This is a genomic window from Pantoea sp. CFCC18179, from assembly GCF_059412405.1.
This window is the reverse complement of record NZ_JBNBPM010000001.1, coordinates 281740-308656: the sequence shown is the minus strand read 5'-3', so window position 1 is coordinate 308656 and position 26917 is coordinate 281740. Positions and strand designations below refer to the sequence as shown.

General features: G+C 55.9%; 25 protein-coding genes. 7 read left to right on the top strand and 18 right to left on the bottom strand.

Translation table 11 applies throughout. The features are described from left to right. Window positions 1-33 precede the first annotated feature (33 nt). From flhB to flhE, 3 genes are read left to right on the top strand one after another with little or no spacing between them, the layout of a single operon-like run. Complete coding sequence (flhB, locus tag ACPUC7_RS01460; protein ID WP_343552609.1) at window positions 34-1185, top strand: flagellar biosynthesis protein FlhB; 1152 nt, start codon at window positions 34-36, stop codon at window positions 1183-1185. Beyond that, complete coding sequence (gene flhA, locus ACPUC7_RS01455) at window positions 1178-3265, top strand: flagellar biosynthesis protein FlhA (RefSeq protein ID WP_494921496.1); 2088 nt, start codon at window positions 1178-1180, stop codon at window positions 3263-3265. Before flhB ends, flhA begins: the two co-directional genes overlap by 8 nt. Next, window positions 3265-3672 (top strand): flagellar protein FlhE, encoded by a 408-nt coding sequence (gene flhE / locus ACPUC7_RS01450; protein ID WP_494921495.1) that lies wholly within the window; start codon window positions 3265-3267, stop codon window positions 3670-3672. Before flhA ends, flhE begins: the two co-directional genes overlap by 1 nt. A 45-nt stretch (window positions 3673-3717) precedes the next feature. On the opposite strand, the gene ACPUC7_RS01445 is transcribed toward flhE, so the two are convergent. The 8 genes from ACPUC7_RS01445 to galB all read right to left on the bottom strand — a co-directional run bounded on the left by ACPUC7_RS01445 (window position 3718) and on the right by galB (window position 11179). Beyond that, entirely contained in the window at window positions 3718-5031 is a 1314-nt protein-coding gene (locus ACPUC7_RS01445) for a c-type cytochrome (protein ID WP_494921494.1), read from the bottom strand. A 10-nt stretch (window positions 5032-5041) separates the two neighbouring features. Further along, complete coding sequence (locus tag ACPUC7_RS01440) at window positions 5042-6643, bottom strand: GMC family oxidoreductase (protein ID WP_494921493.1); 1602 nt, start codon at window positions 6641-6643, stop codon at window positions 5042-5044. Beyond that, window positions 6636-7163, bottom strand: coding sequence for a sugar dehydrogenase complex small subunit (locus tag ACPUC7_RS01435; RefSeq protein WP_494921492.1), 528 nt, complete (start codon window positions 7161-7163; stop codon window positions 6636-6638). Before ACPUC7_RS01435 ends, ACPUC7_RS01440 begins: the two co-directional genes overlap by 8 nt. A 15-nt stretch (window positions 7164-7178) precedes the next feature. Continuing rightward, window positions 7179-7634, bottom strand: a complete 456-nt coding sequence (locus ACPUC7_RS01430; RefSeq protein WP_494921491.1) for a GlcG/HbpS family heme-binding protein — start codon at window positions 7632-7634, stop codon at window positions 7179-7181. Window positions 7635-7750: 116 nt separating this feature from the next. Next, a complete protein-coding gene (locus tag ACPUC7_RS01425) occupies window positions 7751-8635 on the bottom strand; it encodes an NAD(P)-dependent oxidoreductase (RefSeq protein WP_494921490.1) in 885 nt (294 codons plus the stop codon). Then, complete coding sequence (locus ACPUC7_RS01420) at window positions 8632-9726, bottom strand: 4-oxalomesaconate tautomerase (protein WP_494921489.1); 1095 nt, start codon at window positions 9724-9726, stop codon at window positions 8632-8634. Before ACPUC7_RS01420 ends, ACPUC7_RS01425 begins: the two co-directional genes overlap by 4 nt. Window positions 9727-9728: 2 nt before the next feature. Continuing rightward, on the bottom strand, window positions 9729-10442 hold the full coding sequence (locus tag ACPUC7_RS01415) for a 4-carboxy-4-hydroxy-2-oxoadipate aldolase/oxaloacetate decarboxylase (RefSeq protein WP_494921488.1): 714 nt from the start codon (window positions 10440-10442) through the stop codon (window positions 9729-9731). Further along, entirely contained in the window at window positions 10439-11179 is a 741-nt protein-coding gene (galB, locus tag ACPUC7_RS01410) for a 4-oxalmesaconate hydratase (protein WP_494921487.1), read from the bottom strand. The genes ACPUC7_RS01415 and galB overlap by 4 nt, the downstream gene beginning before the upstream one ends. Window positions 11180-11309: 130 nt before the next feature. Between galB and ACPUC7_RS01405 the strand changes: the two genes are divergently transcribed. Then, the gene (locus ACPUC7_RS01405) at window positions 11310-12536 is read left to right on the top strand and encodes a LysR family transcriptional regulator (RefSeq protein WP_494921486.1); all 1227 of its coding nucleotides are present in this window, start codon (window positions 11310-11312) and stop codon (window positions 12534-12536) included. On the opposite strand, the gene aroQ is transcribed toward ACPUC7_RS01405, so the two are convergent. From aroQ to argS, 5 genes are all read right to left on the bottom strand, one after another. Next, window positions 12537-12968 carry a type II 3-dehydroquinate dehydratase gene (gene aroQ, locus ACPUC7_RS01400; RefSeq protein WP_494921485.1) on the bottom strand — a complete coding sequence of 144 codons (432 nt, stop codon included), beginning with the start codon at window positions 12966-12968 and terminating at the stop codon, window positions 12537-12539. It abuts the gene before it with no gap. Next, window positions 12965-13804, bottom strand: coding sequence for an amidohydrolase family protein (locus tag ACPUC7_RS01395; RefSeq protein ID WP_494921484.1), 840 nt, complete (start codon window positions 13802-13804; stop codon window positions 12965-12967). Before ACPUC7_RS01395 ends, aroQ begins: the two co-directional genes overlap by 4 nt. Continuing rightward, window positions 13804-15063 carry a gallate dioxygenase gene (locus ACPUC7_RS01390; protein WP_494921483.1) on the bottom strand — a complete coding sequence of 420 codons (1260 nt, stop codon included), beginning with the start codon at window positions 15061-15063 and terminating at the stop codon, window positions 13804-13806. Before ACPUC7_RS01390 ends, ACPUC7_RS01395 begins: the two co-directional genes overlap by 1 nt. Before the next feature lie 18 nt (window positions 15064-15081). Further along, window positions 15082-16461, bottom strand: coding sequence for an MFS transporter (locus tag ACPUC7_RS01385; RefSeq protein WP_494921482.1), 1380 nt, complete (start codon window positions 16459-16461; stop codon window positions 15082-15084). A 393-nt stretch (window positions 16462-16854) separates the two neighbouring features. Continuing rightward, window positions 16855-18585 carry an arginine--tRNA ligase gene (gene argS, locus ACPUC7_RS01380; protein WP_494921481.1) on the bottom strand — a complete coding sequence of 577 codons (1731 nt, stop codon included), beginning with the start codon at window positions 18583-18585 and terminating at the stop codon, window positions 16855-16857. 603 nt (window positions 18586-19188) lie between these two features. Between argS and ACPUC7_RS01375 the strand changes: the two genes are divergently transcribed. Beyond that, window positions 19189-19749: a VOC family protein gene (locus tag ACPUC7_RS01375; protein WP_494921932.1), complete on the top strand. Its 561-nt coding sequence runs from the start codon at window positions 19189-19191 to the stop codon at window positions 19747-19749. Here the strand turns inward: ACPUC7_RS01375 and ACPUC7_RS01370 are convergent. Continuing rightward, window positions 19746-20885, bottom strand: coding sequence for a MalY/PatB family protein (locus ACPUC7_RS01370; RefSeq protein ID WP_494921480.1), 1140 nt, complete (start codon window positions 20883-20885; stop codon window positions 19746-19748). The two genes, ACPUC7_RS01375 and ACPUC7_RS01370, sit on opposite strands and share 4 nt — an antisense overlap. Window positions 20886-20970: 85 nt before the next feature. Here ACPUC7_RS01370 and cutC point away from each other — a divergent pair, with 85 nt between their 5' ends. Both cutC and ACPUC7_RS01360 read left to right on the top strand, forming a co-directional pair. Beyond that, complete coding sequence (gene cutC / locus ACPUC7_RS01365) at window positions 20971-21723, top strand: copper homeostasis protein CutC (protein ID WP_494921479.1); 753 nt, start codon at window positions 20971-20973, stop codon at window positions 21721-21723. Between the two features lie 295 nt (window positions 21724-22018). Further along, window positions 22019-22876, top strand: coding sequence for a hypothetical protein (locus ACPUC7_RS01360; RefSeq protein ID WP_494921478.1), 858 nt, complete (start codon window positions 22019-22021; stop codon window positions 22874-22876). Between the two features lie 46 nt (window positions 22877-22922). Here ACPUC7_RS01360 and ACPUC7_RS01355 read toward each other — a convergent pair whose 3' ends face one another. The 4 genes from ACPUC7_RS01355 to ACPUC7_RS01340 form a co-directional block, all read right to left on the bottom strand. Further along, a complete protein-coding gene (locus tag ACPUC7_RS01355; RefSeq protein WP_494921477.1) occupies window positions 22923-24020 on the bottom strand; it encodes a glycerol dehydrogenase in 1098 nt (365 codons plus the stop codon). Between the two features lie 185 nt (window positions 24021-24205). Continuing rightward, entirely contained in the window at window positions 24206-25174 is a 969-nt protein-coding gene (gene cmoB / locus ACPUC7_RS01350; RefSeq protein WP_494921476.1) for a tRNA 5-methoxyuridine(34)/uridine 5-oxyacetic acid(34) synthase CmoB, read from the bottom strand. After that, window positions 25171-25899: a carboxy-S-adenosyl-L-methionine synthase CmoA gene (cmoA, locus tag ACPUC7_RS01345; protein ID WP_343552619.1), complete on the bottom strand. Its 729-nt coding sequence runs from the start codon at window positions 25897-25899 to the stop codon at window positions 25171-25173. Before cmoA ends, cmoB begins: the two co-directional genes overlap by 4 nt. A 75-nt stretch (window positions 25900-25974) precedes the next feature. Next, window positions 25975-26796 carry a DUF72 domain-containing protein gene (locus ACPUC7_RS01340; RefSeq protein ID WP_494921475.1) on the bottom strand — a complete coding sequence of 274 codons (822 nt, stop codon included), beginning with the start codon at window positions 26794-26796 and terminating at the stop codon, window positions 25975-25977. Between the last annotated feature and the right edge of the window lie 121 nt (window positions 26797-26917).

The window sequence follows — 26917 nt, the reverse complement described above, 5'->3', positions numbered from 1 at the left end:
ATGCTCAGAATTCCTGCTGGCTGAGGTTGTGCCGTGTCTGAAGAGAGTAACGAGGACAAAACAGAATCGCCCACACCCCACCGACTTGAAAAGGCGCGTGAGGAAGGGCAGATTCCGCGTTCGCGCGAACTGACTTCAGTAATGATGTTGTTGATTGGCTTGCTGATTTTGTGGGTTGGTGGCAACAGCATGGCGGAACGACTGGCCAGTATGGTTGCCACCGGATTTCGCTTCGATCACGGCATGGTGACGGATGACAAAGTGATCATCGCCCACATCGGTAGCCTGATTAAAGAAGCGATGATTGCGGTGCTGCCGCTGATGGGCGGTTTGGTGGTGGTGGCGATTGCGGCACCGATGGCGCTCGGTGGCCTCAATATCAGCGGTAAATCCATCAAGTTCGATGTGAAAAAGCTCAACCCGCTGAGCGGTATCGGTCGCATGTTCTCCGGCCAAACCGCTGCTGAATTGCTGAAGTCGATCATGAAAGCGACGCTGGTGGCGCTGGTGGCGGGTTGGTACATCTGGAGCCATTGGCAAGAAATGCTGCGTTTAATGAGCGAACCGCCGATCAACGCGCTGCATCACGGATTATCGCTGATGGCCGCCTGCTGCGGCTTGGTGATGTTGGGTCTGTTCCCGATGGTCGGCTTTGACGTGTTCTGGCAGCTATATAGCTACTTCAAAAAGCTGAAGATGACGCGCCAGGAGATCCGTGACGAACACAAACAGAACGAAGGCGATCCGCACGTTAAAGGACGCATTCGCCAGGCAATGCGTGCCGCAGCACGCCGTCGCATGATGGCTGATGTGCCAAAAGCGGACGTTATTGTCACCAACCCGACGCACTATTCGGTGGCACTGAAATATCAGGAAGGCAAGATGAGCGCGCCGAAAGTGGTAGCAAAAGGTGCCGGTGATATCGCCCTGAAAATTCGTGAATTAGCTAAAGAGCATCGCATCCCGATTCTGGAAGCACCGCCGCTGGCGCGTGCATTATATCGACACACAGAAATTGGTCAGTTCATCCCCGGCGCGCTGTATGGCGCGGTGGCCGAAGTGCTGGCATGGGTTTGGCAGCTGCGGCGCTGGAAGCGTGAAGGCGGCCTGATTCCAAACAAACCAAAAAACCTGCCGGTTCCGGCAGACATGGACTTTGCAGGAGAGAACAGAAACGATGGCTAACTTAGCCGAGAAGCTGCGTTTACCGGGCAACTTTAAAGATACGCAGTGGCAGGTGCTGGCCGGTCCAGTACTGATCATGTTGATCCTGTCGATGATGGTGCTGCCGTTGCCAGCGTTCATTCTCGACCTGTTGTTTACCTTCAACATTGCACTGTCAATCATGGTGCTGCTGGTGGCGATGTTCACCCAGCGCACGCTGGAATTCGCCGCTTTCCCCACCATTCTGCTGTTCTCGACGCTACTGCGTCTGGCACTGAACGTCGCCTCGACGCGTATTATTTTGCTGGAAGGTCATACCGGTGCGGATGCGGCGGGGCGCGTGGTTGAAGCCTTTGGTCACTTCCTCGTCGGCGGCAACTTCGCCATTGGTATCGTGGTGTTTATCATCCTCGTTATCATCAACTTCATGGTTATCACTAAAGGTGCTGGTCGTATCGCCGAAGTCGGCGCGCGTTTTGTGCTGGATGGTATGCCCGGCAAACAGATGGCGATCGATGCCGATCTCAACGCCGGTTTGATTGGTGAAGAGGAAGCTAAAAAACGTCGTACCGAGGTCACGCAGGAAGCCGACTTCTACGGTTCGATGGACGGTGCGAGTAAATTCGTGCGTGGTGATGCCATCGCCGGCATTTTGATCATGGTGATAAACGTCATAGGCGGGTTGCTGGTTGGTGTGGTGCAGCACGGTATGGATCTCGGTCATGCGGGCGAAACCTACACGCTGTTGACCATCGGTGATGGCCTGGTGGCGCAAATTCCAGCGCTGGTTATCTCTACCGCGGCCGGTGTTATCGTTACGCGTGTCGGCACCGATCAGGATGTCGGCGAACAGATGGTTTCGCAACTGTTTAAAAACCCACAAGTGCTGATGCTCAGCGGCGGCGTGATTGGTTTACTTGGCCTGGTGCCGGGCATGCCAAACTTTGTGTTCCTGTTATTCACCGCTTCATTACTGGGCCTCGCCTGGTGGTTGCGCGGCCGTGAAATGCAGCCGAAGAAACCGGCAGAATCCGCCAGTCTGGTGAAAACTCAGGAAACGCCCTCCACGGTCGAAGCGTCGTGGACCGATGTGCAACTGGAAGATTCGCTGGGTATGGAAGTCGGTTATCGCCTGATTCCGATGGTCGATCACCTGCAAAATGGCGAGCTGCTGGGACGTATCCGCAGCATTCGTAAGAAAGTGGCGCAAGAGGTTGGTTTCCTGCCGCCGGTGGTGCATATCCGCGACAACATGGAACTGCCGCCTGCGCGCTATCGCATTCTGATGAAAGGGGTGGAAATAGGCAGCGGCGATGCGTATCCGGGCCGCTGGATGGCGATCAACCCAGGTACCGCAGCCGGTTCGCTGCCGGGTGAACCGACCGTCGATCCTGCTTTTGGCTTGGCGGCGATCTGGATCGACAGCGCATTGAAAGAGCAGGCGCAGATTCAGGGCTTTACCGTGGTCGAAGCCAGCACCGTGGTAGCAACACATCTCAACCATCTGATTGGTCAATACGCCAGCGAGCTGTTTGGTCGTCAGGAAGCGCAGCAACTGTTGGATCGCGTCACGCAAGAGATGCCGAAGCTGACGGAAGATTTGGTGCCGGGCGTCATCACCTTAACCACGCTGCATAAAGTGCTGCAAAACCTGCTGACTGAGCGCGTGTCGATTCGCGATATGCGCACCATTATCGAAACGCTGGCGGAACATGCGCCGGTACAAAACGATCCGCAAGAGTTGACCAGCGTGGTGCGTGTGGCGCTCGGTCGTGCGATTACCCAGCAGTGGTTCCCAGGCAATGGCGAAGTGCAGGTCATTGGTCTGGATGCCACGCTCGAACGCTTGCTGCTGCAAGCCTTGCAGGGTGGCGGTGGACTGGAACCTGGCCTGGCCGATCGTCTGATGGTGCAGGCGCAAGGCGCATTGCAGCAACAGGAAATGGCCGGCGCGCCGCCAGTGCTGCTGGTGAATCATCCGCTGCGTGCGCTGCTGGCGCGCTTCCTGCGTCGCAATTTGCCGCAGTTGATTGTGTTGTCGAATATGGAGTTGACCGACAATCGCCAGATCCGCATGACCGCCACCATTGGAGGCAAATAATGCGTCGTTGGTGCTGGGCGTTAATGATGTTGCCGATGATGTCATTACCTTTGGCAAGCGATGCCGCCGACGGTGCCTGGACTGCGAACGCCAGCGGGCCGAGCCTGGGTGTGCGTGGCAACTGGTTGATGACGCCCGCGCTGAAAGCACCTTCGGCCGCGCCGGGCAATATCTCGATTGTGAACTGGCGCTATCAGCTTAGCCGCCCCGCGCCGTCGGGTTTGGTGGTGCGGTTATGTGCGGCTGACCGTTGTGTCGAAATTGAAGGCGCTAACGGCAGCACGCGTGGTTTAGCAAACGTCGCGGCGGATGAGACGTTGCATTTGGCGTTTGGCTTTCAAGGGCAGGGTGCGTTACCGCCGGGATTACGAGTGATTAGCAGCCAGGTGACAGTGAATTATCAATAATGCGTTACACCTCGGCGACGCGTCTTGCGTCGCCGAGTAAGTTGATTAAGGCTTATCACCCTGAGCGTAAATCGCTGGAAAAGCCAGCTTGGCATCCTCTCTTAACGTTTTCACCTGCTTTGCATTCACCTTAGCCGCCGCTGGATTACCAAACTGCTGAGTAACAAAGTTACTGACGTCTGCCACCTGTTGGTCGCTAAGCTCGGGTGCAAAAGCCGGCATAAAGACTTCGCCCTCAGTCATATGGCGATGCACGCCATTGAGGATCACCGATACCACGTTTAATCCATCTACCGCGCCGGTGCTGGTGTGATGGAACAGCGACGGATATGCATGGAAACCGCTGCCCGATCCCGCACCTTCCGCGCCGTGACAGCTAGCACAGTTACCGGCAAACAGCACCGCGCCGGGTTGGGCATTGCGGGTCGCGTCATCGGCACCGCGCAGATCAATCAGCGCGGTGGAAGGTTGTCCCCAACTGTCGCGCGCACGGGTTTGCTGCAAGTCTGGCTGTGGCTTAACGTCGCGCAGATAGGTGGCGATATCCTGCAGATCACTCTCCGGCAGATATTGCAGACTGTGCTCAACAGCTTCGGCCATCGGGCCGGAGGCACTGGCTTTATTGGCGACAAATCCGGTTTTCAGGTAGGTCACCAGCTGTTGCTGGCTCCAGTCACCGATGCCTGCCTGCTTATCCGGCGTAATGTTGTACGCCATCCAGCCGCCGAGATCGCCGCCGGCCAGTGCTTTATCGTTATCCATGCCCATGGTCAGATTACGTGGCGTATGGCAAGTACCGCAGTGCGCCAGCGCTTCAACCAGATAACGACCATTATTCCACTGCGCACTCTGCTGCGCATCGTTCTGCAATTCGCCCTTATCAACGTTAAACCACTTCCAGAAGCGCATTCCCCAGCGCTGATTGAACGGAAACGGCAGGTCGGTTTGCGGTGAAGCCTGATGCACCGGTGGCATCGACATGAGATAGGCTTTGATCGCCAGCACATCGTCGCGCTTCATTTTGGTGAAGGAGTCATATGGCATAGCTGGATAGAGCTGCTCGCCATTTTTGCCAATACCGTCGCGCACTGCTGCAACGAACTGATCGTCACTCCAGCTACCAATACCGTACTGTTTATCGGAGGAGATATTGCTGCCCCAGATCTGGCCGAAAGGCGTACTGACTGCAAAGCCGCCGCCAAACAGCGGGCCGTTGGTAGCGGTGTGACAGGCAGTACAGTCGCCGGCGCGCGCCAGATATTCGCCGCGCTTAATCTGGGCAGCATTGTCTGCCGCCTGCGCCATGGCGCAGTGCATCAAGACCACCGCGATGGCGGCCTGAATAAATACAGGTTTCATCGGATGCTCCTTACAAGCTTGTCAGAACGCTGTCGGCCATACGTAACGCCAGCGCGGTTCCGGTCAGTGTTGAGTTGACCGTCGAAGCTGACGGCATAATGCCGGTGCCAGCGATAAACAGATTCGGGTGATCGTGAGTACGGCAGTGACCGTCCACTACTGAATCCTGCGGATTACTGCCCATGATCATGGTGCCGGTGATGTGCTGGTTGTTGTCGTAAACGCCGCGTTTGCTGTAGACCGCCTCGGTTCCGCCCATCTGTTTCACCATGCGTTGGAAATCGATCATCGACTGGTCATAGCCGCGATGCACATATTCCGGGAAGCTGTAGTAAACCTCGAGGCGTGGAATGCCCCAGGCATCCTTCTCGGTTTTGCTCAGCGTGACGCGGTTTTGCGGCTCCGGCAGCATCTCCAGCAGGCACTTCAGCTGGACAAAGCGCTCTGCCTGGAAGGCCAACTTGTCGTTAAGTGCCTTGCCGTAGTAGCCCTGACGTACCAGTCGTTCGGTGAGATAGCGCACCGGCGAGGTGTTGGCGAGGTCGATACGCAGCGCTGAACGTTCGCCACGGAAATCGCCGTCGCGCATATTATTGATGCTGCCGGGACGCATCGGTCCACGGCCGAACCACACGGGCTCATCGGCATAGAACTCCACTGACGATCCCGGATGATCCATCAGATTACGGCCCACCATGCCAGAGCTGTTGGCGATGCCGTTCGGGTAGCGATCGCTGGTGGAGAGCAGCAGGATTTTCGGGCTTTCAATGCCATTGGCGGTCAGGACAAACTGTTTGCCGGTGACACGATGGCGCGCTTTGTTCTGATCGAGATAGTGCACCGCTTGAATGATGCCTTTGTCATCGGCCTCAATGCGGAACACCACCGCATTGGTGACGATTTTAACACCGGCATCCAGCGCCTTACGTGCAGCGATGCCGCCGTGATACTGCGCATCAATTGGGCAAACTGGCATGCAGTTATTGTTGCCGCAGCAGGCCGGACGGCCATCATAGGCGATGCTGTTGCGCGCCTGCGGGCCAATCCCCACTTCGTAACCCAGCGGGCCGAGGCGCTGCTTCAGGCGATCGAAGCCGTAAGGCAGTGGAATGCCCGGCAACGGGTAAGGGCGCGAACGCGGCGAGGCCAGATCGCTGTCACCGGAAACACCCATCTGATATTCGGCATCACAGTAATAGGGTTCCAGCTCGTCATAGCTGATGGGCCAGTCGCGACCAATGCCGTACAGCGACTGAATGCGCATATCGTTTGGCAACAGGCGGAACGCTTGTCCAGCCCAGTGCCAAGTGGTGCCGCCGGTGCCGCGCAGATATTGGGCGCGATAGGGATCCGGGCCTTTCTGGATCAGGTAATTGTTATCGCTGGGAATGAATTTTGGCTGTGGTGCCCACGGCTGCGGCGGATAAGGTTCGGTAAAGTCACCCTTAAACGGCGAGTTGCGGAAATACTCTACCGCCTGATCGCGTTTGATCTCCGGACCGGACTCCAGCATCAACACCGATGCACCCGCTTTGGCCATCTTTAGCGCCGCCAGAGAACCGGCAATCCCGGCACCAATCACCACCACATCGGCGCTTAATGAATCAGACATGTGCTCTCCTTGCAGGTGGCTGCGTCCAGAAGTTAGGTTGCCCCGGCGCGTAGCTCGGAGGTAACAGGGAATCGCGCAGCAGCTGATAGCTGACGATATTTTCAAAAGCGATGCATTGCGGTCGCGGCAACGGGCCGACAACGCCGAGATACCAGCCGGAAACCAGCGCCTGATAGAGATCGTTGAGGGCTTTGGGCTGCGTATTAAGCAGTGTCAGCAGGCTGCTGCCGTTGGCGGTGGGTTGCTGTTGCAGTAGCGTGTTGAGCATATCGAGCTGGCTATCCAGCTGTGGGAAATGGTCGTGCAGCCAGCTATAGAGGCGCTGCGCCAGCAGGGCATCCGCCTGCTCCAGACCGGTTAATCGGGCGGAAATCGCAGTAAAACTGGTGGAAGGCGCGACTGCGGCGGCCAACGGCGGCGAGGCAAAAGCCTGGCTGCCAGGAAGCACCTGCGTCAGGACGCCAGCCACCAGCAGGCCCGCCGTGCCGGTCAGCAGCCGGCGGCGTGAAAGAGTCATCATGGAAATTCTCGAAAGTTATTTCAGTGCCTGAGCGGCAGCCTCTGAAGCCTGGTTATCCAGATCCTGTTTGGGGGTGCTGACGCCGACCGCGCCGACCACTTCATTTTGCAGCGTCAGCGGGAAACCGCCACCGAGTGCTACAGCGTGCGGGATGGCGAGCACGGTAGTTTCGCCATTCTGCAAACGCTGCATAAATTTCAGGGAAGGGGCGTGATACAGCGCGGAAGTGCGTGCTTTACCAATCGCGGCATCGACACAGCCTGGCGACGCGCCATCAAGACGCTGAAAGGCCAGCAGCGTGCCGCTGGCATCGACCACTGCCACGCAGCCGGTGCTATGCTGCGCGCTGATGCTGTTTTTGACACTGGTAATAACCTGGTTGGTGTGGCTGGCGTCCAGTACGGCTGCACTGGCCTGGCCAATACCCGCTGCCAGCAGCAGGGAAAGGGCGACAGATGCTCTAATCTTCATGTTCTGCTTCCAATATTTATTGTTTTAAAACGTGCTTCTCGTTTCGCTTACGCTACGCTGTTACAAAAATGTAAACAATTGCCGATAAATAAAACGCATACCTCTAGGCGTATAACTCATTGAGGTGGATAGATCTTATCCAGCGTGTCTTGCCAAACGAACGGTGTCAGTTGTTGATAGCGCAGGGAACGGGCATTTAACGCATCAATCAGACCTTGCTGCGTGGCAACAATCGCGGCGCTCATGGCGGCTGGCACCTTGACGTCTTGCAACGTTTTCACCACTTCCTGCATCTCTTCAGCACGCCGTTGACCGTGCTCCGCCACGCGGCTAATCAGGTAGTGCGGCAGCTGATCATTCCAGCCCAGCGAAGGGAAACTGGCGTGCAGCGAATCAAGCACCGCTTGTTCTACGCCGTACTGCCGCGCCGCGCTCAGGCATTCGGTGGTTAGCGCTTCGAGGCCTTTAATCATCACGCTGCGGCACATCTTAATCGCCGAAGCTTCCCCCACTTCAGCACCGAGCAGGCGACTGTTGCAGCCCAATTTTTGCAGCAGCGGCTGCACACCTTCAGCCTGAGCACCACCAAGCAATAGCGGCGTCGCCAGCCGTTTGGGCGGTACCGGCGCCATCACCGCCACGTCGATATAGCTGGCACCCGCGGCGTTAATCAGTTCAGCAGCGGCGCGTTTGGTGTGCGGTGCCACCGAGTTGAGATCGAGAAAGTGCTGTCCAGCCTGTAACAGTGCTGCCGCCTGTTGAGCCACATTGAGTGCCTGAGAAGCGGTGACGGTGGAGAACACCAGCATGGCGTCCTGCAGCGCGTCCGCCAGCGAAGTCGCCAGCCGCACGCCGCTCTCTTGTGCTTTTTGCTGTAGCGCGGGCAGAGTTTCTGCCGCGAGGGCTTTGCGATCCCAAACCGTCACCACGTTGCCCTGCGCCTGTAAGTCATGGGCGAGGATGCCGCCCGCTTCGCCATAACCAATAAAGGTGATGTTCATTCATTACTCCTTTTGAATGGCCATACCGCCGCCGGAATCATTACCTCACCAGCAAAAATAGCGCGTGCGGTGCGCAGTAGACCGCAACCCGCCAGCGGGTTATCGCCTGAGCGCTGTAGCAGCACGCTGAATTCGCCGCTGGGATGCTCCACACTCAGGCGCTGTTGCGATTGCTGGCTGGTGCGCGCCAGTCCATCGGCGACGCTGCCGCGGATCAGGCAGGCGCTGGCGACGCTCACTGCGCCGAGCACGCCAATTGAAGCGTGGCAGCGGTGTGGAATAAAAGTGCGTGAGCTGATCGCACCGCCGTGGCGCGCTTCTGCCAGCAGCGTGACTTTGGGCACCGTACGCTGGCTGACATCGCCTAAGTTCATACACGGCCCGGCCTGCAAGCGAATCGACTCCAGCCGCTGCTTGAGCTCACTGTCATTATCTAACGCGTCGCGGCTTTCGTAGCCGCTGCGATTGACATCCGCCGCACGTATCAGAATCACTGGCATGCCGTTATCGATGCAGGTGACGTCGATGCCATCAAAACGATCGCGTGGCTGACCGGTCGGCAACAGCGCGCCACAGCTCGATCCGGCAATGTCTTTGAAGGTGAGGGCGATCTCGCCTGCGCGGCCCGGCACGCCATCAATACGTAAGTCGCCGTCATAATTGACTTCACCGTCGGGCGTGGCGAACTCAGCTTCGGCAATCTGCCCGGTGTTCTGCATAAAAATGCGGACTTGAGTGCGTTGATTGCCTGCCTTTACCAGCCTGCGTTCGACGGCAAAGGGCCCAACGGCGGCGAGGATGTTGCCGCAGTTTTGCCCGTAATCCACGCAGGCTTGATCGACGCTGACCTGGGCAAACAGATAATCGACATCGGCATCGTCGCGTTGCGAAGCGCTGACGATCGCTACTTTGCTGGTGAGCGGGTCAGCACCGCCGAGACCGTCAATCTGGCGGATATCGGGCGATCCCATTACCGCCAGCAACACCCGATCGCGGATCACAGGATCCGCTGGCAGATCCTGTGCCAGAAAGCAGGCAGCTTTGGAGGTGCCACCCCGCATCAGTAAGCAGGGAATGCGACGCTGGCGCATGGTTAATCCTCCAGTTGATCAAGCGTGTCGAGATAGCGCAGCCCTTTCTCTGTCAGGCGCGGGCGCATCTGATAGATATCCAGACCTAGCTCACCGGCTGCTAAACGCAGGCGTTTGCTCTCTTCCAGCTCTTCACGCTGACGCGCCTTGGCTGCCACGCTGGCAGCCTCGTTACGCGCCACCACCACCACGCCGTCGTCATCGGCCACGATGACATCACCCGGCCAGATCAGCTGTCCCGCACACACCAGCGGCACATTCACCGAACCAAGCGTCTCTTTCACCGTGCCCTGCGCATATACCGCGCGCGACCAGACGGCAAAGCCCATTTCGCGCAATGTGCGACTATCGCGCACACCAACATCCGCCACCAGTCCACGCACACCGCGCGACTGTAGTGACGTTGCCAGCAGGTCGCCGAAGAAACCGTCGCTGCACGGCGAGGTCGGCGCCACCACCAGCACATCGCCCGGCTGACAAAGTTCCACCGCGACGTGGAACATCCAGTTGTCACCCGGTGCCACCAGCACCGTGACCGCGCTGCCCGCGATGGCACTATCCCTCTGAATCGGGCGAATAGCGGGATCGAGCAAGCCTTTTCGGCCTTGCGCTTCGTGCACGGTAGCGACACCGGAGCGGGCCAGCGCGTCGATATCTGCGGCCGCCGCGCGGGGAATGTGGCGCACCGCAACGCCTTTTTTAGCGATGATGCTCATGCCAGATCCTCCGTCACGCGCGGGAAGATACTCTGATAGCCTTCGCCATAAATGATGTCGCGGCTGGTGGTAATGCCGACATTACGCTTGGCCTGCACGCCGCGCTGCTGGGCCACGCGCGTGTAGTATTCCCACAGATGTTCCTGTCCGGCCATGCACTGAATTGCCTGATATTTTTTGTCCCACACCGAGGTGATATCCAGCAGCACATCCGGCTTCCAGTTGCACTGCTCGGGCTGATGCGGTTCGAAGCAGTAAACCGGCGGCGCACCGACGATTTTTTCACCCGGACGATAGCCTTCGGCCTGGGCGATAATCCGTGCTTCCTGCGCCAGATGTGTGGCCATCGGATGATCGTAGTTGTAGGGATCTTGCAACGAGTGAGTCAGAACAAAGTGTGGCAGCACCCGGCGATAGACGTCGGCAAGGCGGAACAGGGTTTCTTTGTCGGCACGCAGCGGATAATCGCCGAGATCAAAAAATTCGATGCTGGCACCGAGGATCTCAGCGGCGGCCTGCGCCTCGTTGCGGCGAGCGGCTTTGACTTTCGCCTCGCTCATATCCCCTTTGCGCCACAGCTTGGCTGACTCGCCCCGTTCGCCAAATGAGAGACAAACGACGTGGACGTCATAACCCTGCGCATGATGCAGCGCGATGGCGCCACCGGCGCGCCAGACGAAATCCGCTGAGTGAGCGCTGACCACCAGCGCGGTTTTTTTTGGGGTGTTGTTAGTCATGGCATACTCCTCCGCTGTTTTTTTCCATGCTGTCACTGCCAACCTGACGGCGATAATTCATTTAATTGCACCAGGTATGCGTTTTATTTATATTGCGACATTGAACGGTGGCGAAAATGGGCAGGGAAAGATGGCAGAAAAGGACACGCAGGAGCTGACAAATCTGATGCAAATCAGGGCATTTAGTCAGGTCGTGGCACAAGGCAGTGTCTCACGGGCGGCAGATGAATTATTTCGCACCCAGTCGGCAATTACTCGCGCCATTCGCGACCTTGAGCTCACGTTAGGCGTCACGCTGTTTGAACGTCACGCCGGTGGCATGATGCTGACAGACTTCGGGAAATGTGTACTGCCGCGCGCGTTGCGAGCGATTGAGGAGCTGCATCAGGTGCCGCAGCGGCTGGCCAAATTGCAAGGACGCGGTGCGCAGCGCAGCGATGCGGAACCGCTGTGGCTGTTTAACGTACGTCGGCTGCAAATTTTTATCACGCTGTGTCAGACCAGGCACATGCAGACGGTGGCAACCCGCCTCGGACTGAGCCAACCCGCAGTGAGCGCCGCGCTGCGCGTGCTGGAAAACGGCGCAGGCATCGCGCTGCTGGAGCGCACGCCGCACGGCATGATGCCTTCGCTGGCTGGGCGTGAAATTGAAGCCAACGTGCGACGTGCGCTAAATGAACTGCGCCACATTCCGGCCGACATTGCCGCCCGCAGCGGGATCCTGGAGGGAACGGTGCGCGTGGGTGCATTGCCGCTGGGACGTACGCGCATTCTGCCGCAGGCGATCGTGATGCTGACGGCGCGTTATCCGGGCGTACGCGTGGTAACCAGCGAAAGTGCTTTTGGCGTGCTGGCTTCTGAGATGCGATCTGGCGATATCGATTTTATCTTTGGCGCATTGCGCCGCGATGAAGATGCGCTGGACGTGACGCGCGAAACGCTTTTCTCTGAACGCATGGTGCTGCTGGCGCGTCACGATCATCCGTTAGTTGGGCGTGAACTTTCCACCGACGATTTGCGGGCTGCGCGTTGGGTGTTGCCGCGTTCGGCCACGCCAGCGCGTTATCTGCTGAATAACAGTTTTCAGGCGATGGGCATTCCGGCACCCGATCCGGTGGTGGAAACCGGCGATCTGGCGTTAGTGCGCGGCTTGCTGATGCAGTCGGATATGCTGGCGGCAGTCTCCGCGCACCAGCTGGAAGTGGAGCTGGCTTCCGGTGCGCTGGTGGCGCTACCGGTGCCGTTACCGGATACCGATCGCGCCATTGGGCTTACGGTGCGTGCGGGTTGTCTCCATTCACCGGCAGCAGATGCATTGATCCGCTGCCTGCGTGAAGTGTGCGGGCAGGACCAATAATCAGGTTGCGCGCGCCGCTTCCATCAGCGCATAGCGGTAGCCGCGAATGCCGTAGCCGCATATCACGCCCTGCGCGACGTCGGAAAGATAGGAGTGGTGACGGAAAGGCTCACGCTTGTGTACATTGGTGATGTGCACTTCCCACAGCGGCAATGCCACGCCGGTCACTGCATCGCGCATTGCCACCGAGGTGTGCGTCCACGCCGCCGGGTTGATCACCAGCGCTTGCGCCGCGAAACGCGCCTGCTGAATCCACTCAATCATTTCACCTTCATGATTGGTCTGGCGAAATTCAATCGCCACGTCCAACTCTTCCGCTGTTGCGCGGCACAGCGCTTCCACGCTTTGCAGCGTATCGGAGCCGTAGGTTTCTGGCTCGCGCGTGCCCAACAGATTGAGGTTCGGGCCGTTCAGTACATAGATGGTTCTCATCGTGACTCCTGTAATTCCGTAAAACCAAACAGCCGCTGTGGCGTGTGCCAAAGCACCTGACGGCGGCTCTGTTCATCGGGGATCAGCTGTTCAATCAGCAGCAATTGCGTACCCATATCCATACGTTCAGTGGCACGCAGGAAAGGCCAGTCCGATCCCCACATGCAGTTCTCCGCGCCGAAAGCGTTCAGCAATGCCAGCAAATAAGGATGACCGTCGCTGAAGGGATACGGCTGCCGGGAGAATTTCGCCAACCCGGAAAGTTTGACGCTGGTGCGCTGCTGACCGGCCAGCGATAGCAGCGCCTGAAAGGCGGGTTGTGCTAATCCAGCGCTGACATCGGGGCGGCCGGAGTGATCGATCAGCAGGCGCGTGCGGGTGCGCGACAGCAGCGGCAACAGCGCCAACAGCTGATCGTTCTGTACCTGAATCTGGGCAAAGAGATCCAGCTCCGCTAGCCTGCCCATCAGAGCATCAAGTTGGATAAACGGTTCGGTGCCCAGCATCGCCACGTTAAGTGCAATGCCAACGATGCCCTGATCTTTCAGGCTGGCGAGCGTGTCGCTATCCACGTCGCGCGGCGTAACAGCAATGCCTTTGAAACGTCCTTCTCCGCGCTTAATGGTATCCAGCAGGCAGCGATTGTCGGTGTTGTAGCCAGACGTCGGGCCGACAATCAGCGAGTGCCGAATGTTGTAGGCCTGCATCACGGCGCGATAGTAATCCGGCGTCGCCAGCTCGTGTCCGTCCGGGTTATAGGCGCTCTCAGGCGTCCATGGGAAGTTTTTGGGATCAAAAACGTGGTGATGGCAGTCGATAACCGGTTGCGTAAACATCAGTCTGCTTTCCCCGCCACCGAGTAGAGTACCTGCTGATTGCGCGTTTGCTGGAACTGTTCAAGCGTTTCGCCGCGCATCGCCGAGTAGATATGCAGGTTAGACACGCCAACCACCGCGCCCAGTTTCTCCAGCAGGAAGAAGCTGACGCCGTAATGGATCATGCCGCGCCAGTCGAGCTGGGTAATCAGCGTTTGCTCTTCAGCGGTCAGCCCGGCTTCCTGATACAGCGCCTGCGGATCGTCGCGGAAACGCTTACGCCACTCTGGCTGGATCATGCGGTGCAGGAAGCGGTTGATACGCAGCGCTTTCAGACTGCGCGCTTGGGTGAATGGGTAGGTGCCAGGCAGTTTTTCCACGCCGCTGAGTTGTAGGTTAATCTTATCGCGCTGACGCTGGTGCACATCGACCGGCGCTTCGCGTGACTGGTTTTCGAGGATCAGTGTGGCGATACCGGTCATCGAAGGCAGATAGTAATCCTGATGCAGTTTTTCGACGTTGGCCGATAGCGCACCGCGCATGATCAGCCACATAATTACTTCCGCTCCTTCCAGGCCGCCGAGCGTGGCGTATTCAGCCAGCGTGATTTCGGTCAGGCGTTCAGGATCGTTAATCAGCAGATCGATAAACTGCGCATCCCATTCGGGATTGTTGAAGCCGCAGCGCTCGCCGTGTACCTGATGTGAAACGCCGCCGGTCGCCACCACCGCGACTTTCAGATCTTCCGGGAAACTCTCCACCGCGCGCTTCAGCGCCTGGCCAAGTTTATAGCAGCGACGCGCCGTTGGAATCGGGAACTGTAAAACCCCCACCGCCAGCGGAACCACCTGCATCGGCCAGCCGCCTTGCCACGGTGCCAGTGCCGACAGCGGCGAAAACAGGCCGTGATCCAGCGCTTTGTCCTGGAAGAATGACATATCGAACTCATCTGCCATCAGGCTGGCACCAATATGCTGTGACAGCGCCGCATGACCTTTAACCGGTGGCAAATCACGTGGGCCTCCGCCTTCATCCGCAACGGCATATTCGTCATCAATGCCCAGCACAAAGGCCGAATAGTGATCGAAAAAGAAGGAGGTAACATGATCATTAAACACATACAGCAGCACGTCCGGCTTCTTCTCCTCCAGCCAGCGCTGCATCGGTGCAAAACCATCGAAAATCGGTGCCCATGCGCCTTCCTGTTGCTTGTTGTGATCAACCGCAAAGCCAATGGTGGGGGTATGGGAAACTGCTAAACCGCCTATGATTTTAGCCATAATTTTTTGACCTCTACTTCATCGATTATTGAGGGTACGCGACAGGGACGGCAGGTCATTAAGGTCGATGCCTTTTACCTGACGAGCCACCTGTGCAGGGTGATGTCGGGTGATGGAAAGTGCCGCCAAAACTGCCGGGAGCGACAAAACGATAAAAATAGCGGTTTGCCCAGGGAAAACGCCAAGCAACACGCCGCCCAGCAAAGAGCTGATAATGGCGCCGCTACGGCCAATGCCGTGCATCCAGCACACGCCGGTGGCACGCATTTCCGTGGGATAAAAGGCCGGGGAGAACGCCTGCAATCCGGTTTGCGCGCCGTTGATACAGACGCCTGCGAGGAACACCAGCAGGGCCAGCACATTCGGGCCAAAGCTCCAGATGCCTTGAGATACCAGACAGAAGCTGCCGAACAGATAGAACAGGGCGATAACGTATTTTGCTTTGAAGCGGTCCATCAGCCCACCAACCATCAGGCCACCAAAGGTGCCGCCGAGTTGGAATAAGCCAGCCACAATCGCGGCGCGCTCCAGCGTTACGCCGCCAGAACGGAGAATGGTCGGCAGCCAGCCGTTAAGCAGGTAGATAACAAACAGCCCCATGAAGTAGGTGAGCCATAATACGACAGTGCCGCCCGCATAGCCGCGGCTGAACAACTGCAGCACCTGCGCCTTTTTCGGGATGATTGGCGCATTGAGCACAAAGGCGGTACCGGCAGAGAACTCGCCGCCCAAACGTTTGAGCACGGCGGCAATCTTGTCACGGCTCACCTTGCGTACCACCATGTACATCGCCGATTCCGGCAGCAGCCACATCAACAGCGGCAACATCAGCAATGGCAGCAGACCACCAAAACCCAGCACCGCTTGCCAGCCAAAGTGCGGCAGCATGCCGGCGGCGATGAATCCGCCCAGTCCGGAGCCGATATTAAAGCCGCTGTACATCACGGTGATCATCAGGCTGCGGCGGCGCTCCGGCATATATTCCGAAACCAGCGTGACGCAGTTGGGCATCACCGCGCCGAGACCGAGGCCAGTGAGAAAACGTAACGCACCCATTTCCAGCGGCGTACGGGCGAAGGCGCTCATCAGGCTGAAACAGGCAAAGACGGCAATCGACAGCAGTAGCACGCGTTTGCGGCCGAATTTGTCAGACCACGGACCGGCAATCAGCGCGCCAATCGCCACGCCAAACATCGCAGCGCCGAGAATTGGCCCCATTTCCGCATGGCTGATGCCCCAATCTTCAATCAGCGCGGGCGCAATGAAACCCATCGCTGCCGCATCGTAGCCATCGAACATGATGATGATGAAACACAGGCTGAGGGTCAGCCATTGGTATCCGCTGATCGGGCGGGCGTCGATCCAGCCTTTTACATCGATAATGTCGTGGTTGCTCATAGGATACGCTCTGATTTTTTTATTAATGACGTTATCGGGTTGAGATTTTTTTCCGCCCTGACACGGGCCGGGGGCATCACTTTAACCCGATTGCAGGGGTAAGTTTTATAGTTTTTAGCTTTTAAAACAGCTTGTTGCGTGTTTTTGTGTTCTTGCTTCCATAACCAAATTAGGGATGGCGTGCGACTTTGTCTGCCATAAAATGGTTATGAAGGTATGAGTTTTGTTTATTTGGTGAGCTGTGTCGGAAAATTGAGAAAGGGTAAGAAGGTAGAGAATTAGCCGGTGTTGGGCAGGAGAAAAGCCAACTGCACAGCAGAATTAAGGGGATTTTTGACAGAAAAGAGAGGGAAAACAGCGGAGAGCCCTATACGGCGATCTCCGCTGTGGGGATTACATACGTTCGACGGTTTTAATGCCCAGCGTATCCAGACCTTGTTTCAGCGTTTTCGCGGTTAATGCGGCCAGCTGCAAGCGGCTCTGACGGATGTTCTCGTCCTCGGCGGAGAGAATTGGGCAATGTTCGTAGAAGCCAGAGAACTGACCGGCCAGATCGTACAGATAGGCGCACATCACGTGTGGCGTACCATCGCGCGCAACCTGAGTGATCACTTCTTCGAATTGCAGCAAACGTGTGGCTAACTGTGCTTCACGCTCTTCGGTCAGCACGATGTCGCCGCTCAGGCTGTCGGCATCAATACCGGCCTTGCGGAACACTGACAACACGCGAGTATAGGCGTACTGCATGTACGGCGCAGTGTTGCCTTCGAAGGCCAGCATATTGTCCCAATCGAAGATGTAATCGGTGGTGCGGCTCTTAGACAGATCGGCGTATTTCACCGCGCCGATACCGACCACTTCGGACAGATCTTTCAGCTCTTGCGCTGACATCTCAGGATTCTTCTCGCTGACCAGCGTATGTGCGCGTTCAACCGCTTCATCCAGCAAATCGGCCAGACGAATGGTGCCGCCGCTGCGGGTTTTGAACGGACGTCCATCTTTGCCTAACATCATGCCGAAAGCGTGATGCTCGAGCGGTACCGATTCCGGCACATAGCCCGCTTTACGCACGATGGTCCATGCTTGTTGCAGGTGCTGATGCTGGCGTGAATCGATGTAATACAGCACGCGATCGGCGTGCAGCGTTTCGAAACGGTATTTGGCGCAGGCGATATCGGTGGTGGTGTAAAGATAACCGCCATCTTTCTTCTGAATGATCACGCCCATCGGTTCGCCTTCCTTGTTTTTGAACTCATCAAGGAACACTACGGTGGCGCCTTCACTGGTGACGGCTAAACCTTTTTCACGCAGATCGGCGACGATGCCTGGCAGCATGTCGTTGTACAGGCTTTCACCCATCACATCTTTACGCGTCAACGTGACGTTGAGACGGTCATAGACCAGCTGGTTCTGGCTCATGGTGATGTCGACCAACTTCTTCCACATGCTGCGGCAATATTCATCGCCACCTTGCAGTTTCACCACGTAACCACGTGCGCGCTCGGCAAAGGCTTCGTCGGCGTCATAAGTGAGTTTGGCTTCGCGGTAGAAGGCTTCTAAATCAGCCAGCGCGATCTCTTCGTGATTTTCGTTTTGCTGCTTTTCCAGATAGGCGATCAGCATGCCGAATTGGGTGCCCCAATCGCCAACGTGGTTAGCACGAATCACCTTATGACCCAGGAACTCCAGCGTGCGCACCGCCGCATCACCAATAATGGTGGAACGGACGTGACCGACGTGCATTTGCTTAGCCACGTTGGGTGCCGAATAATCCACCACGATGGTTTGCGGCGCGATGGCGCTGACGCCAAGACGCGGCAGTTGCAGCGCCTGCGCGGTTTGCGCCGCCAGCCATTGACGATCAAGGAAGATATTGATGAAGCCGGGACCGGCAATTTCGACTTTGCTGGCGATGCCGTGCAGATCCAGATGCTGAATCACTTGTTCAGCCAGTTGTCGCGGTGCCTGACCGAGTTTTTTCGCCACGGCCATGATGCCGTTCGCCTGATAATCACCGAACTGAACCTTTGCAGACTGACGAACCTGGGGTTCGCAATCGGCAGGCGCACCCGCCGCTACCATTGCCTGACTGACTTTGTCGGAAAGAAGAGCCTGAATATTCACCGCGTTACCTTCATATGCTGAAAAGGCCCGCCAGCAGGCGGCGAGCCGATGTCTTCATCCCGCAACTGCGCGGCGGGACGGAAAAATAAGACGGGAAGTATACGTGAAATGTTAAAGTGCGTCAGCTTTTCGCGCGGATGAAAGGGGCACATCGGGCCTCGGCGCCGATTAACGGCGCCGTGGGTGACGACGAGGATTTTTAACGCTTTTGTCTTCTCGCACCTTCCAATGGCGGGAAATGGCAAATCCCATTAATGCAATCAGGACTGCGACAACAATGAGCATGGACATAAGGCCGTTCCTTGTAGTTGTGAACCACAAATTTATAAGAAAGGGTATCAAGCTGCAATTGTTTGTATCTTAAATAAGAGTTATCTCATTGTATTAACTATTCTGATTAATAACAGTGAGTTAAGCCACTTTCATAAAGTAACTGCTGGACCTGATTTGGCGATAAATCCGAAATGAATAAGCGATTTATGCGGTTTTCAGCCGATTCTGTGCTGAAATCGGATGAATCCGACAATTTTGTCAAGCGGAATCAACGCGTATCATTTTTTGAATTGATTAATAAACTTGAACTGATGTAGAGGTAATAGCGTGATGCAGAGCCACTTTCCTACGGAACTGGACGATTTAAAACAAGACCTGACTCGTTTTGAGCACTCTCTGGCAGAATTTGCTAATCGTTTAGGCATTAATCTGGCTGAGCACGAAGCCGATCACCTTGCCGTGCGCTGCCATCAATTCGCCACGGCCGAACGCTGGAAAGCGGGTTTTTTGCAAATCGGCACGCAATTCTCAGAAGCCATCATCAATGGACGTCCAATTTGCCTGTTCAAATTGCATCAACCACTTAACGTTGTGGGGTGGAAAGTGGATGTGATTGAACTGCCATGGCCGGGGGAGAAACTGTATCGCCATGAAGGTTGGGAGCATGTGGAGATTGTGCTGCGCGGCGAACCGGAAACCCTGGGTGTGCGTGCCATGGCGCTACTTGCAGATACTGCGCTAACGCAGCCGGGCATTTCGTTTAAGACTAGCGCGCCAAAAGGGGAGAATGAGCGTTTGCCCAATCCGACGCTGGCCGTCACGGATGGGCAAACCACCATCAAGTTTCATCCGTGGCGACTGGAAGATATTGTCGCCAGCGAACAGGGTTAACGGCGCGCCATCACGGCTTTTTGTAAGCGTGCAACAGCTTGCTCCAGCGTTGCACGCGTGCAGCCGAAGTTGAAACGCACAAAGTTATCGTCGCCAAAATCGTGTCCTGGCGAGAAGCCAAGGCCGTGTTGCTCGAAGTAACTGGTGGGATTATCAACGTGCAGCTGGCTAGCATCGATCCAGCCAAGATAGGTCGCTTCCGGTGACGCCATCTGCAATTCTGGCAACGCGTTTATTTGCTCAACCAGCCAATCGCGATTAGCGCGCAGATAATTAAGCTGCGCGGCCAGCCATTCGTCACCTTCACGCCATGCCGCTTCTGCCGCCACCAAGGCCAAAATATCCACGCCGGGCACAATGCCTTCACGCACGCGTTTGAAACGTTGGCGTAATTCACGATTGGGAATGATCGCCATCGATGCGCCCAATCCGGCAATGTTGAAGGTTTTGGACGGTGAAATCAGTGTGATGCTGCGCTGTGCGGCATCTTCACTCAATGCGGCGAAAGGAATGTGTTGAACATCGGGCGACAGCAATAAATCACAATGAATTTCATCGGAGCAAACGATCAAATCATGCTGTTGGGCGAAGGCTAATTGTGCTGCCAACTCCTCGCGGCGATAAACGGTGCCTCCCGGATTTTGCGGATTGCACAGCATCAATAAACGCTCGTTACCCTGCATCGCACGATGGTCGAGATCCATCACCCAACGATCATCCTGTAACTGCATCGGGAGATTAACTTGCGCGCGCTGCGCTAATTTTGCTGCACTGCGAAACGGTGGGTAAATTGGCGTCGGTGCAACCGTTGCCTGGCCTGATTCCGTGAATGCGCGGACCGAAAGATTCAAACCGCACACCACACCGGGCAGCAGCACAATCCAGTCCGGCTGAATCTGCCAGTTGTAGCGCTGCGCTAAGCGGGAAACTGTGATATCAATCAATCCGCTTGGCGTATCTCCATAGCCAAACACACCATGATCTGCACGCTTTTTAATGGCCTCAATCACGCAGGGCGGCGAGCGAAAATCGGTGTCGGCAACCCACAAAGGCAGCACATCGCGATCACCATATTTGTGCCATTTCAAACTATCGCTGTGACGACGGTCTATCCATTGATTAAAATCGAATGCCATAGTGCGAGTTCCACGTAAACTGTTTAATTAAGCAGACTAACTGAAGCATTCCTCACGAGCCAGAAGTCATGAAAAGGAGAATGGTATGACGAAACTGGAAATTTGTTGCTACGGCATCGACTGTGCAATGACTGCGCAGCTGTCCGGTGCCGATCGCGTGGAGCTGTGCAGTGCACCGCGCGAAGGTGGGTTGACGCCTTCAGCTGGCGTGCTGGAAGCCGCGCGCCGTGAAATTTCAATACCGGTACATCCAATCGTTCGCCCACGTGGCGGCGATTTTTGTTACACCGCGCACGAGTTCGAGACGATGAAATCCGACGTTGCGCTGATGCGCGAACTTGGTTTTCCCGGCCTGGTGATTGGCATGCTGGACGAAGATGCGCATGTCGATGTGGCGCGTATGCAGCAGATTATGGCGCTGTGCGCTGGCATGGACGTCACTTTCCATCGTGCTTTCGATTTGTGCCACAGCCCCAAACGTTCGTTGGAAGTGCTGGCTGATTTAGGCATCGCGCGCATTCTGACTTCCGGACAGCAACAAAGTGCCGAAGCAGGAATTGCATTGTTGCGGGAACTAAATGAACACAGCACGGGTCCGATTATTATGGCCGGTGCGGGCGTGCGTTTAAGCAATATCCAGAAGTTTATCGACAGTGGATTGCAGGAAGTACACAGCTCCGCCAGCCGCTTAGTCGCTTCGCCGATGCGCTACCGTAAAGCCGGTGTTTCAATGTGCTCCGAAGCGGAAACCGATGAATTCAGTCGCTATTGCGTTGATGGCGATGTGGTCGAAGCGATGAAAAGCATGACGCAAATGAGCGCCGTCCGCGTCGCCTGAGTTCTCACCAGTTTTGCCGCGCAGCACGCCAATCTTAAATGACGTGATGTTTGCAAGTACCAAGCCCCAGTCATTGTTGCTGGGGTTCTTTTTATCTATCCCCTTCATAATTCAAACTACAGTTGCGTTGGCTGCATGTACTCGCCCAGGTCACTTACTTATGTAAGCTCTCGGGGACTCGCGCACTTGCCGCCTTGCTAAAATCCGAACTATTTTGGGGATACAATTTTTGCTAGATAGCGCGTTCTAAAAAAAGATGCTTTGATTACTTGATGACTTAGCGCGGATAACCCTCATGAAATCCACTCCTTGTGCTGTTTTAGTGCTGTGTTTGGCTGGCTGCGGCAGTGCGCTGGCGGTGAGTACTGCATGTCCGCCGATGAGTAAAAATATCACCAGCAGCAATAACTGGATCATGCTGGGTGGTGATGCCAAAGGCGCGGTGCGTCAGGTGGTGGCGGGTGAGTTTGGCAAAGATGTCAATTCACAAAAACGCGTGTTGGGGCAATTCGATCAGTGTGGCGATTTAATGGTCGCCGACATTTCCTATGACAAAAACGAAGGCAATGTGTTGCTGTCGATGGAACAGCACATCGCGCGCGTGCAGCGCGGTTGGGTGGCGGAATATGCCTACATGGTTAAGGTGATCAAAGCCGGGCAAGAGGAAGTGGTGGATAACCGCCAGGGCACTATCAGCTGGCAAATCGGTCAGCATGGCAACATTGTCAGCTCAACTGACAAATTCACCAGCATGGGTAAAGAGGGATTTACTGATACCACTTATCGCTACAACAAACAGTTTAGGCTTGAGAAAAGCGTGGCGCGCGGCAGCGATAGCGCCAGCAATGGCGAAAACAGCTGGCGTTGGAATGCACAAGGATTGGTGACGGCAGCCAGCAGTGCGCGCAGCAAAGATACTTATAGCTATGACAACCAATGGCGGGAAATGCGTCTTAATGGCACCTCAACCACACCGGTAAGTACCTTGCGCTCGGTGGATGAATGCCAGTTATGGGATGAAGTCGGTAACTGCACGTTGAGTTATCTGCACGAGACCGAAGTGTTTGCCAAAGGCACCATCGAACGCCATCTCAGCTCAGCCTACAAATATCAGTATTGGGACAAATCGCCGTTGGCGGATGCGGATAACTGAGCATTGTTTCGCGCCGCGCACCGGAAAAGTTTGCGGCGCTAACCGCTTATTTCACCGTTTTACTGAAGGCATCAACCGCCACAATCGCGTTTGCGATATCTTCTGGTGACAGATTTGGGTTGAGGTTTTTCAGCGTATCGCCTTCACTGTTCGCCAGCGCGCCAACTCGCACCAAATTCTCCCAGCTCTCGTTCTCCAGATGCAGCTCTTTCAAGGTGGTCGGCATCTTGATGGCGCGATAGAAACGAATATAACGCGCGATCTCTTCATCCGGACGCTGTTCCAGCACCATTTGTGTCAGCGTGCCATACGCCACTTTCTCGCCGTGCGTCAGATGATGAATATCGCCATCAATCGCGGTAAAGCCGTTATGAATGGCATGCGCACCCGCCAAACCAGCGTTTTCAAAGCCCAATCCAGAAAGCAAAGTATTTGCCTCCACGACCGCTTCAACTGCAGGCGTCACGCGTTTCTCGCTCACGGCGGTGTAAGCACTGAAACCCCAGGTGAGCAGCGTCTCTTCACAAGCACGCGCAATCGCGGTGCCAGCAATGGTCGGATCGCCATTCACCATCGATTTAGCATGGGAACGCAGCACCGCTTGTGCCTCAACCCAGGTCGCCAGGCCATCGGCGATGCCCGATGCGAACAGACGTGCAGGCGCGCTGGCGCACACGGCGGTATCCACCAACACTAAATCCGGATTCTTGCTGTAAAAGCGGTAGCTTTCGAACACGCCGCTGTCTGAATAGATCACTGACAGCGCGCTGCACGGTGCATCGGTAGAAGCGACGGTAGGTACGATTGCCACCGGTTGTTTTAATTCATCCGCGATGGCTTTCACCGTATCCAGCGTTTTACCGCCGCCCAAACCTACCACCACATTGCTGCCTTGGGATTTAGCCAGTTGGGTTAAGCGGTTGATCTCATTGCCTGATGCTTCGCCATTAAACTGCTGCCAGTGAAATTCAATCCCGGCCGATTTCAAAGTTTTTTGCGTGCGTTCACCCACCAGTTTCCAGACAATTTCGTCGGCTACTAAAAACGCATGCTGGCCGAGCTCGGCGACATAAGTTCCCAACTCATCCAGCACACCGGCGCCCTGAACATATTTACGTGGAGAAGAAAAAATGAATTTACTCATAACAACAACTCCTTGATGTGAAAAAAGCCGCTGCAGGTAAAGTGGCACAGAACGGTGACGAAGATTTAACCATTACTGGCAAGTTGAGAATTATTATCAGTTGCTGACGGGAGGTAACAAAAATCTTAAAGGGGCGGGAGAGATGCAATGACGCCGCGCGGTGGGTTCCGACACGGCGGAGAATTTTACGGTTTGCGAGCGACTAACACGGCACGCAATGGCGCAGGATAACCCTCAACGGTTTTGCTGCTGTCGTTGGGATCCAAAAACTCAGCCAACGATTCGCTGGTCATCCAGCTGGTACGACGTTGTTCTTCAACCGATGTCACCGCGTAATCGGCGATGCGCACATCGACAAAGCCGCACTTTTCCAGCCAGCTTTTCAGCGCCGCCGCAGACGGAATAAAGTACACGTTGCGCATCTGCGCATAGCGTTCACCCGGCACCAGCACCGCGTTCTCGTCACCTTCAATTACCAGCGTTTCCAGCACCAATTCGCCGTCGCTAACTAACTGATTTTTCAACTGCATCAGATGATCAAGCGGCGAACGGCGGTGATACAGCACGCCCATCGAGAACACCGTATCAAACGCTTGCAACGCAGGAAGTTGCTCGATGCCCAACGGCAGCAAATGTGCCCGGCGATCGTCACCTAACAATTTGCGCACTGCTTCGAATTGGCACAAGAACAACTGCATTGGATCGATGCCGACCACTAATTTCGCACCTGCGCCAATCATGCGCCACATGTGATAGCCACTGCCGCAGCCAACATCCAGCACCGTGCGATGCTGCAATGGCGAGATGTGCGGCAATACGCGATCCCACTTCCAGTCGGAACGCCATTCGGTATCGATTTCCGTGCCGTACAGCGAATACGGGCCTTTGCGCCACGGCATCAAATTACGCAGTAGGTTTTCAATGCCAAGGCGTTGGCGATCGGTGAGATCGTCGCGTTGCGCGCTGACGCTGTTAATCAGATCGAGTTGTTGTGGTTCGAGCAACGGCAGATAATCCACCGACTTTTCCCAATCACGAAACTTGCCGTGCAGGTTTTCACGTTGCCATTCGGCGACTTGCGCGGGTAATACTTCCAACCAGCGGGCAAGCGGCCCGGTGGCGATTTGCTGGTAAAACAGGCCAAAATCAATCATTTCAAAGCAACCAAAGAACCAAAGTTAAAGCACTGGAACCACAACTCCGCATGGGCAAAACCGGCGGTTTTCAGGCGCGCTTTATGCGCTTCCACGCTATCGGTCAACATCACGTTTTCCAGCATGCTGCGTTTCTGGCTGATCTCCAGTTCGCTGTAACCGTTGGCACGCTTGAAATCGTGATGCATGTTAAACAGCAATTCACCGACATCGGCATCTTCAAAGCTGAACTTCTCGGATAACACCAGCGCGCCGCCTGGATTCAAGCCCTGAACAATCTTTTTCAACAGTTCAAGACGTGCCGGTGGCTCAAGGAATTGCAGGGTAAAGTTCAGTACCACCAACGAGGCATTCTCGATGTGGATATTCTGAATATCCGCTTCGATGACCTGCACCGGCGTATCGGCACGGAACGCGTCGATGTGGCGGCGGCAGCGTTCAACCATCGCCGGAGAGTTATCCACGGCAATGATCTGACAACCTGGCACATGAATGTTGCGACGCACCGAAAGCGTGGCGGCACCCAGCGAGCAGCCGAGATCGTAAACCTGGCTGTTAGGCTGGACAAAACGTTCTGCCAGCATGCCAATCATCGAAATGATGTTGGAATAGCCCGGCACCGAGCGCTGAATCATATCGGGGAAGACTTCAGCCACGCGCTCGTCAAAGGTCCAGTCGCCCAATTTATCAATGGGCGCGGAAAATAGCGTATCGCGATCAGACATAATGATAGGTCCGGAGAGAAAACGGAAAGGGCGCTATTTTGGCAGAAACCGACCCAAGGTGCATCCGCTTTGCGTTTAGAACAAACTCGTTTGTTGCGGCCAGTCGGGCAAATCGCGCAATGTGGGTTCTAACTGCTGCAATTGCGGCCACAGCGCCTGGATTAGCGGAAACACTTCGCCCATATCCGGCGTATGAATAAACAGCATCGGATCGCTGTCTCTTTGCCACTCAGCAATTTTACTGATCCATGGCTGAAACAGCGGCACGCTCTCCGCAACGCTGTCGCTGCCGATAAAACGCACCATCGGCTGCGTGCTAGTGCGCACCGCATGCGGCGGCACGCGTGGCTTTTTGGATCGGGCATCCACAGCGGCGGCAGTTTGCGAGGTGGAGGCATGTACCGGGCGGCTATCCAAAATCACGCGATTCACGCCGCGATCCAGCAAACCCCGATTCAATGCGCGTTCGGCTTCACCTTTAGCGAAAAATGCCTGATGACGCACTTCAACGCCATAGCGAAAATTACGCGGCAAACCATCAAGGAAAGACCACAAATCGCCGAGCTGTGCCGGAGAAAACGCGGCGGGCAGTTGCAACCAATACTGACCGATGCGCTGACTCAGCGGATCGAGCAGGCGGAAAAACTCGCTCAGCAGTTCATCACAATCGCGCAGCGCCGATTTGTGACTGATGCTGTCGGGAAATTTAAAGCAGAAGCGGAAATCATCGTGCGTCATATCGCGCCAGCGCAGCACCACTTCCGGCTTGGGCAACGCATACAGCGTGGTGTTGCCTTCTACACAACCAAACAGTTGCGCGTAATCGGCCAGGGTTTCCAGGCCAAACTGTTTCCACTGCGCGTGCTGCCATTGCGGTAATCCAATACGAAGTGTCAAACGCGAACTCCTGAATCCTTTAGGGGCGGGAAAGTGCGGCTTAATGTAACCTGTTTTGATGTCGGCAGGAAAAACAGCGCGATAAAGCGTAATGAATTGCCCGCTTTGATCTGGCTCCACT

Coding starts and splice junctions, on each gene's coding strand:
- ACPUC7_RS01430 (WP_494921491.1), bottom strand. CDS start 7,634: ATGAAGATTAGAGCATCTGTCGCCCTTTCCCTGCTGCTGGCAGCGGGT.
- ACPUC7_RS01435 (WP_494921492.1), bottom strand. CDS start 7,163: ATGATGACTCTTTCACGCCGCCGGCTGCTGACCGGCACGGCGGGCCTG.
- ACPUC7_RS01395 (WP_494921484.1), bottom strand. CDS start 13,804: ATGTTTACGCAACCGGTTATCGACTGCCATCACCACGTTTTTGATCCC.
- cmoA (WP_343552619.1), bottom strand. CDS start 25,899: ATGTCTGATCGCGATACGCTATTTTCCGCGCCCATTGATAAATTGGGC.
- cmoB (WP_494921476.1), bottom strand. CDS start 25,174: ATGATTGATTTTGGCCTGTTTTACCAGCAAATCGCCACCGGGCCGCTT.
- ACPUC7_RS01390 (WP_494921483.1), bottom strand. CDS start 15,063: ATGGCTAAAATCATAGGCGGTTTAGCAGTTTCCCATACCCCCACCATT.
- galB (WP_494921487.1), bottom strand. CDS start 11,179: ATGACTAACAACACCCCAAAAAAAACCGCGCTGGTGGTCAGCGCTCAC.
- ACPUC7_RS01355 (WP_494921477.1), bottom strand. CDS start 24,020: ATGAGTAAATTCATTTTTTCTTCTCCACGTAAATATGTTCAGGGCGCC.
- flhE (WP_494921495.1), top strand. CDS start 3,265: ATGCGTCGTTGGTGCTGGGCGTTAATGATGTTGCCGATGATGTCATTA.
- ACPUC7_RS01360 (WP_494921478.1), top strand. CDS start 22,019: ATGAAATCCACTCCTTGTGCTGTTTTAGTGCTGTGTTTGGCTGGCTGC.
- ACPUC7_RS01375 (WP_494921932.1), top strand. CDS start 19,189: ATGCAGAGCCACTTTCCTACGGAACTGGACGATTTAAAACAAGACCTG.
- flhA (WP_494921496.1), top strand. CDS start 1,178: ATGGCTAACTTAGCCGAGAAGCTGCGTTTACCGGGCAACTTTAAAGAT.
- cutC (WP_494921479.1), top strand. CDS start 20,971: ATGACGAAACTGGAAATTTGTTGCTACGGCATCGACTGTGCAATGACT.
- aroQ (WP_494921485.1), bottom strand. CDS start 12,968: ATGAGAACCATCTATGTACTGAACGGCCCGAACCTCAATCTGTTGGGC.
- ACPUC7_RS01370 (WP_494921480.1), bottom strand. CDS start 20,885: ATGGCATTCGATTTTAATCAATGGATAGACCGTCGTCACAGCGATAGT.
- ACPUC7_RS01405 (WP_494921486.1), top strand. CDS start 11,310: ATGGCAGAAAAGGACACGCAGGAGCTGACAAATCTGATGCAAATCAGG.
- ACPUC7_RS01425 (WP_494921490.1), bottom strand. CDS start 8,635: ATGAACATCACCTTTATTGGTTATGGCGAAGCGGGCGGCATCCTCGCC.
- ACPUC7_RS01415 (WP_494921488.1), bottom strand. CDS start 10,442: ATGAGCATCATCGCTAAAAAAGGCGTTGCGGTGCGCCACATTCCCCGC.
- ACPUC7_RS01385 (WP_494921482.1), bottom strand. CDS start 16,461: ATGAGCAACCACGACATTATCGATGTAAAAGGCTGGATCGACGCCCGC.
- ACPUC7_RS01445 (WP_494921494.1), bottom strand. CDS start 5,031: ATGAAACCTGTATTTATTCAGGCCGCCATCGCGGTGGTCTTGATGCAC.
- ACPUC7_RS01440 (WP_494921493.1), bottom strand. CDS start 6,643: ATGTCTGATTCATTAAGCGCCGATGTGGTGGTGATTGGTGCCGGGATT.
- ACPUC7_RS01420 (WP_494921489.1), bottom strand. CDS start 9,726: ATGCGCCAGCGTCGCATTCCCTGCTTACTGATGCGGGGTGGCACCTCC.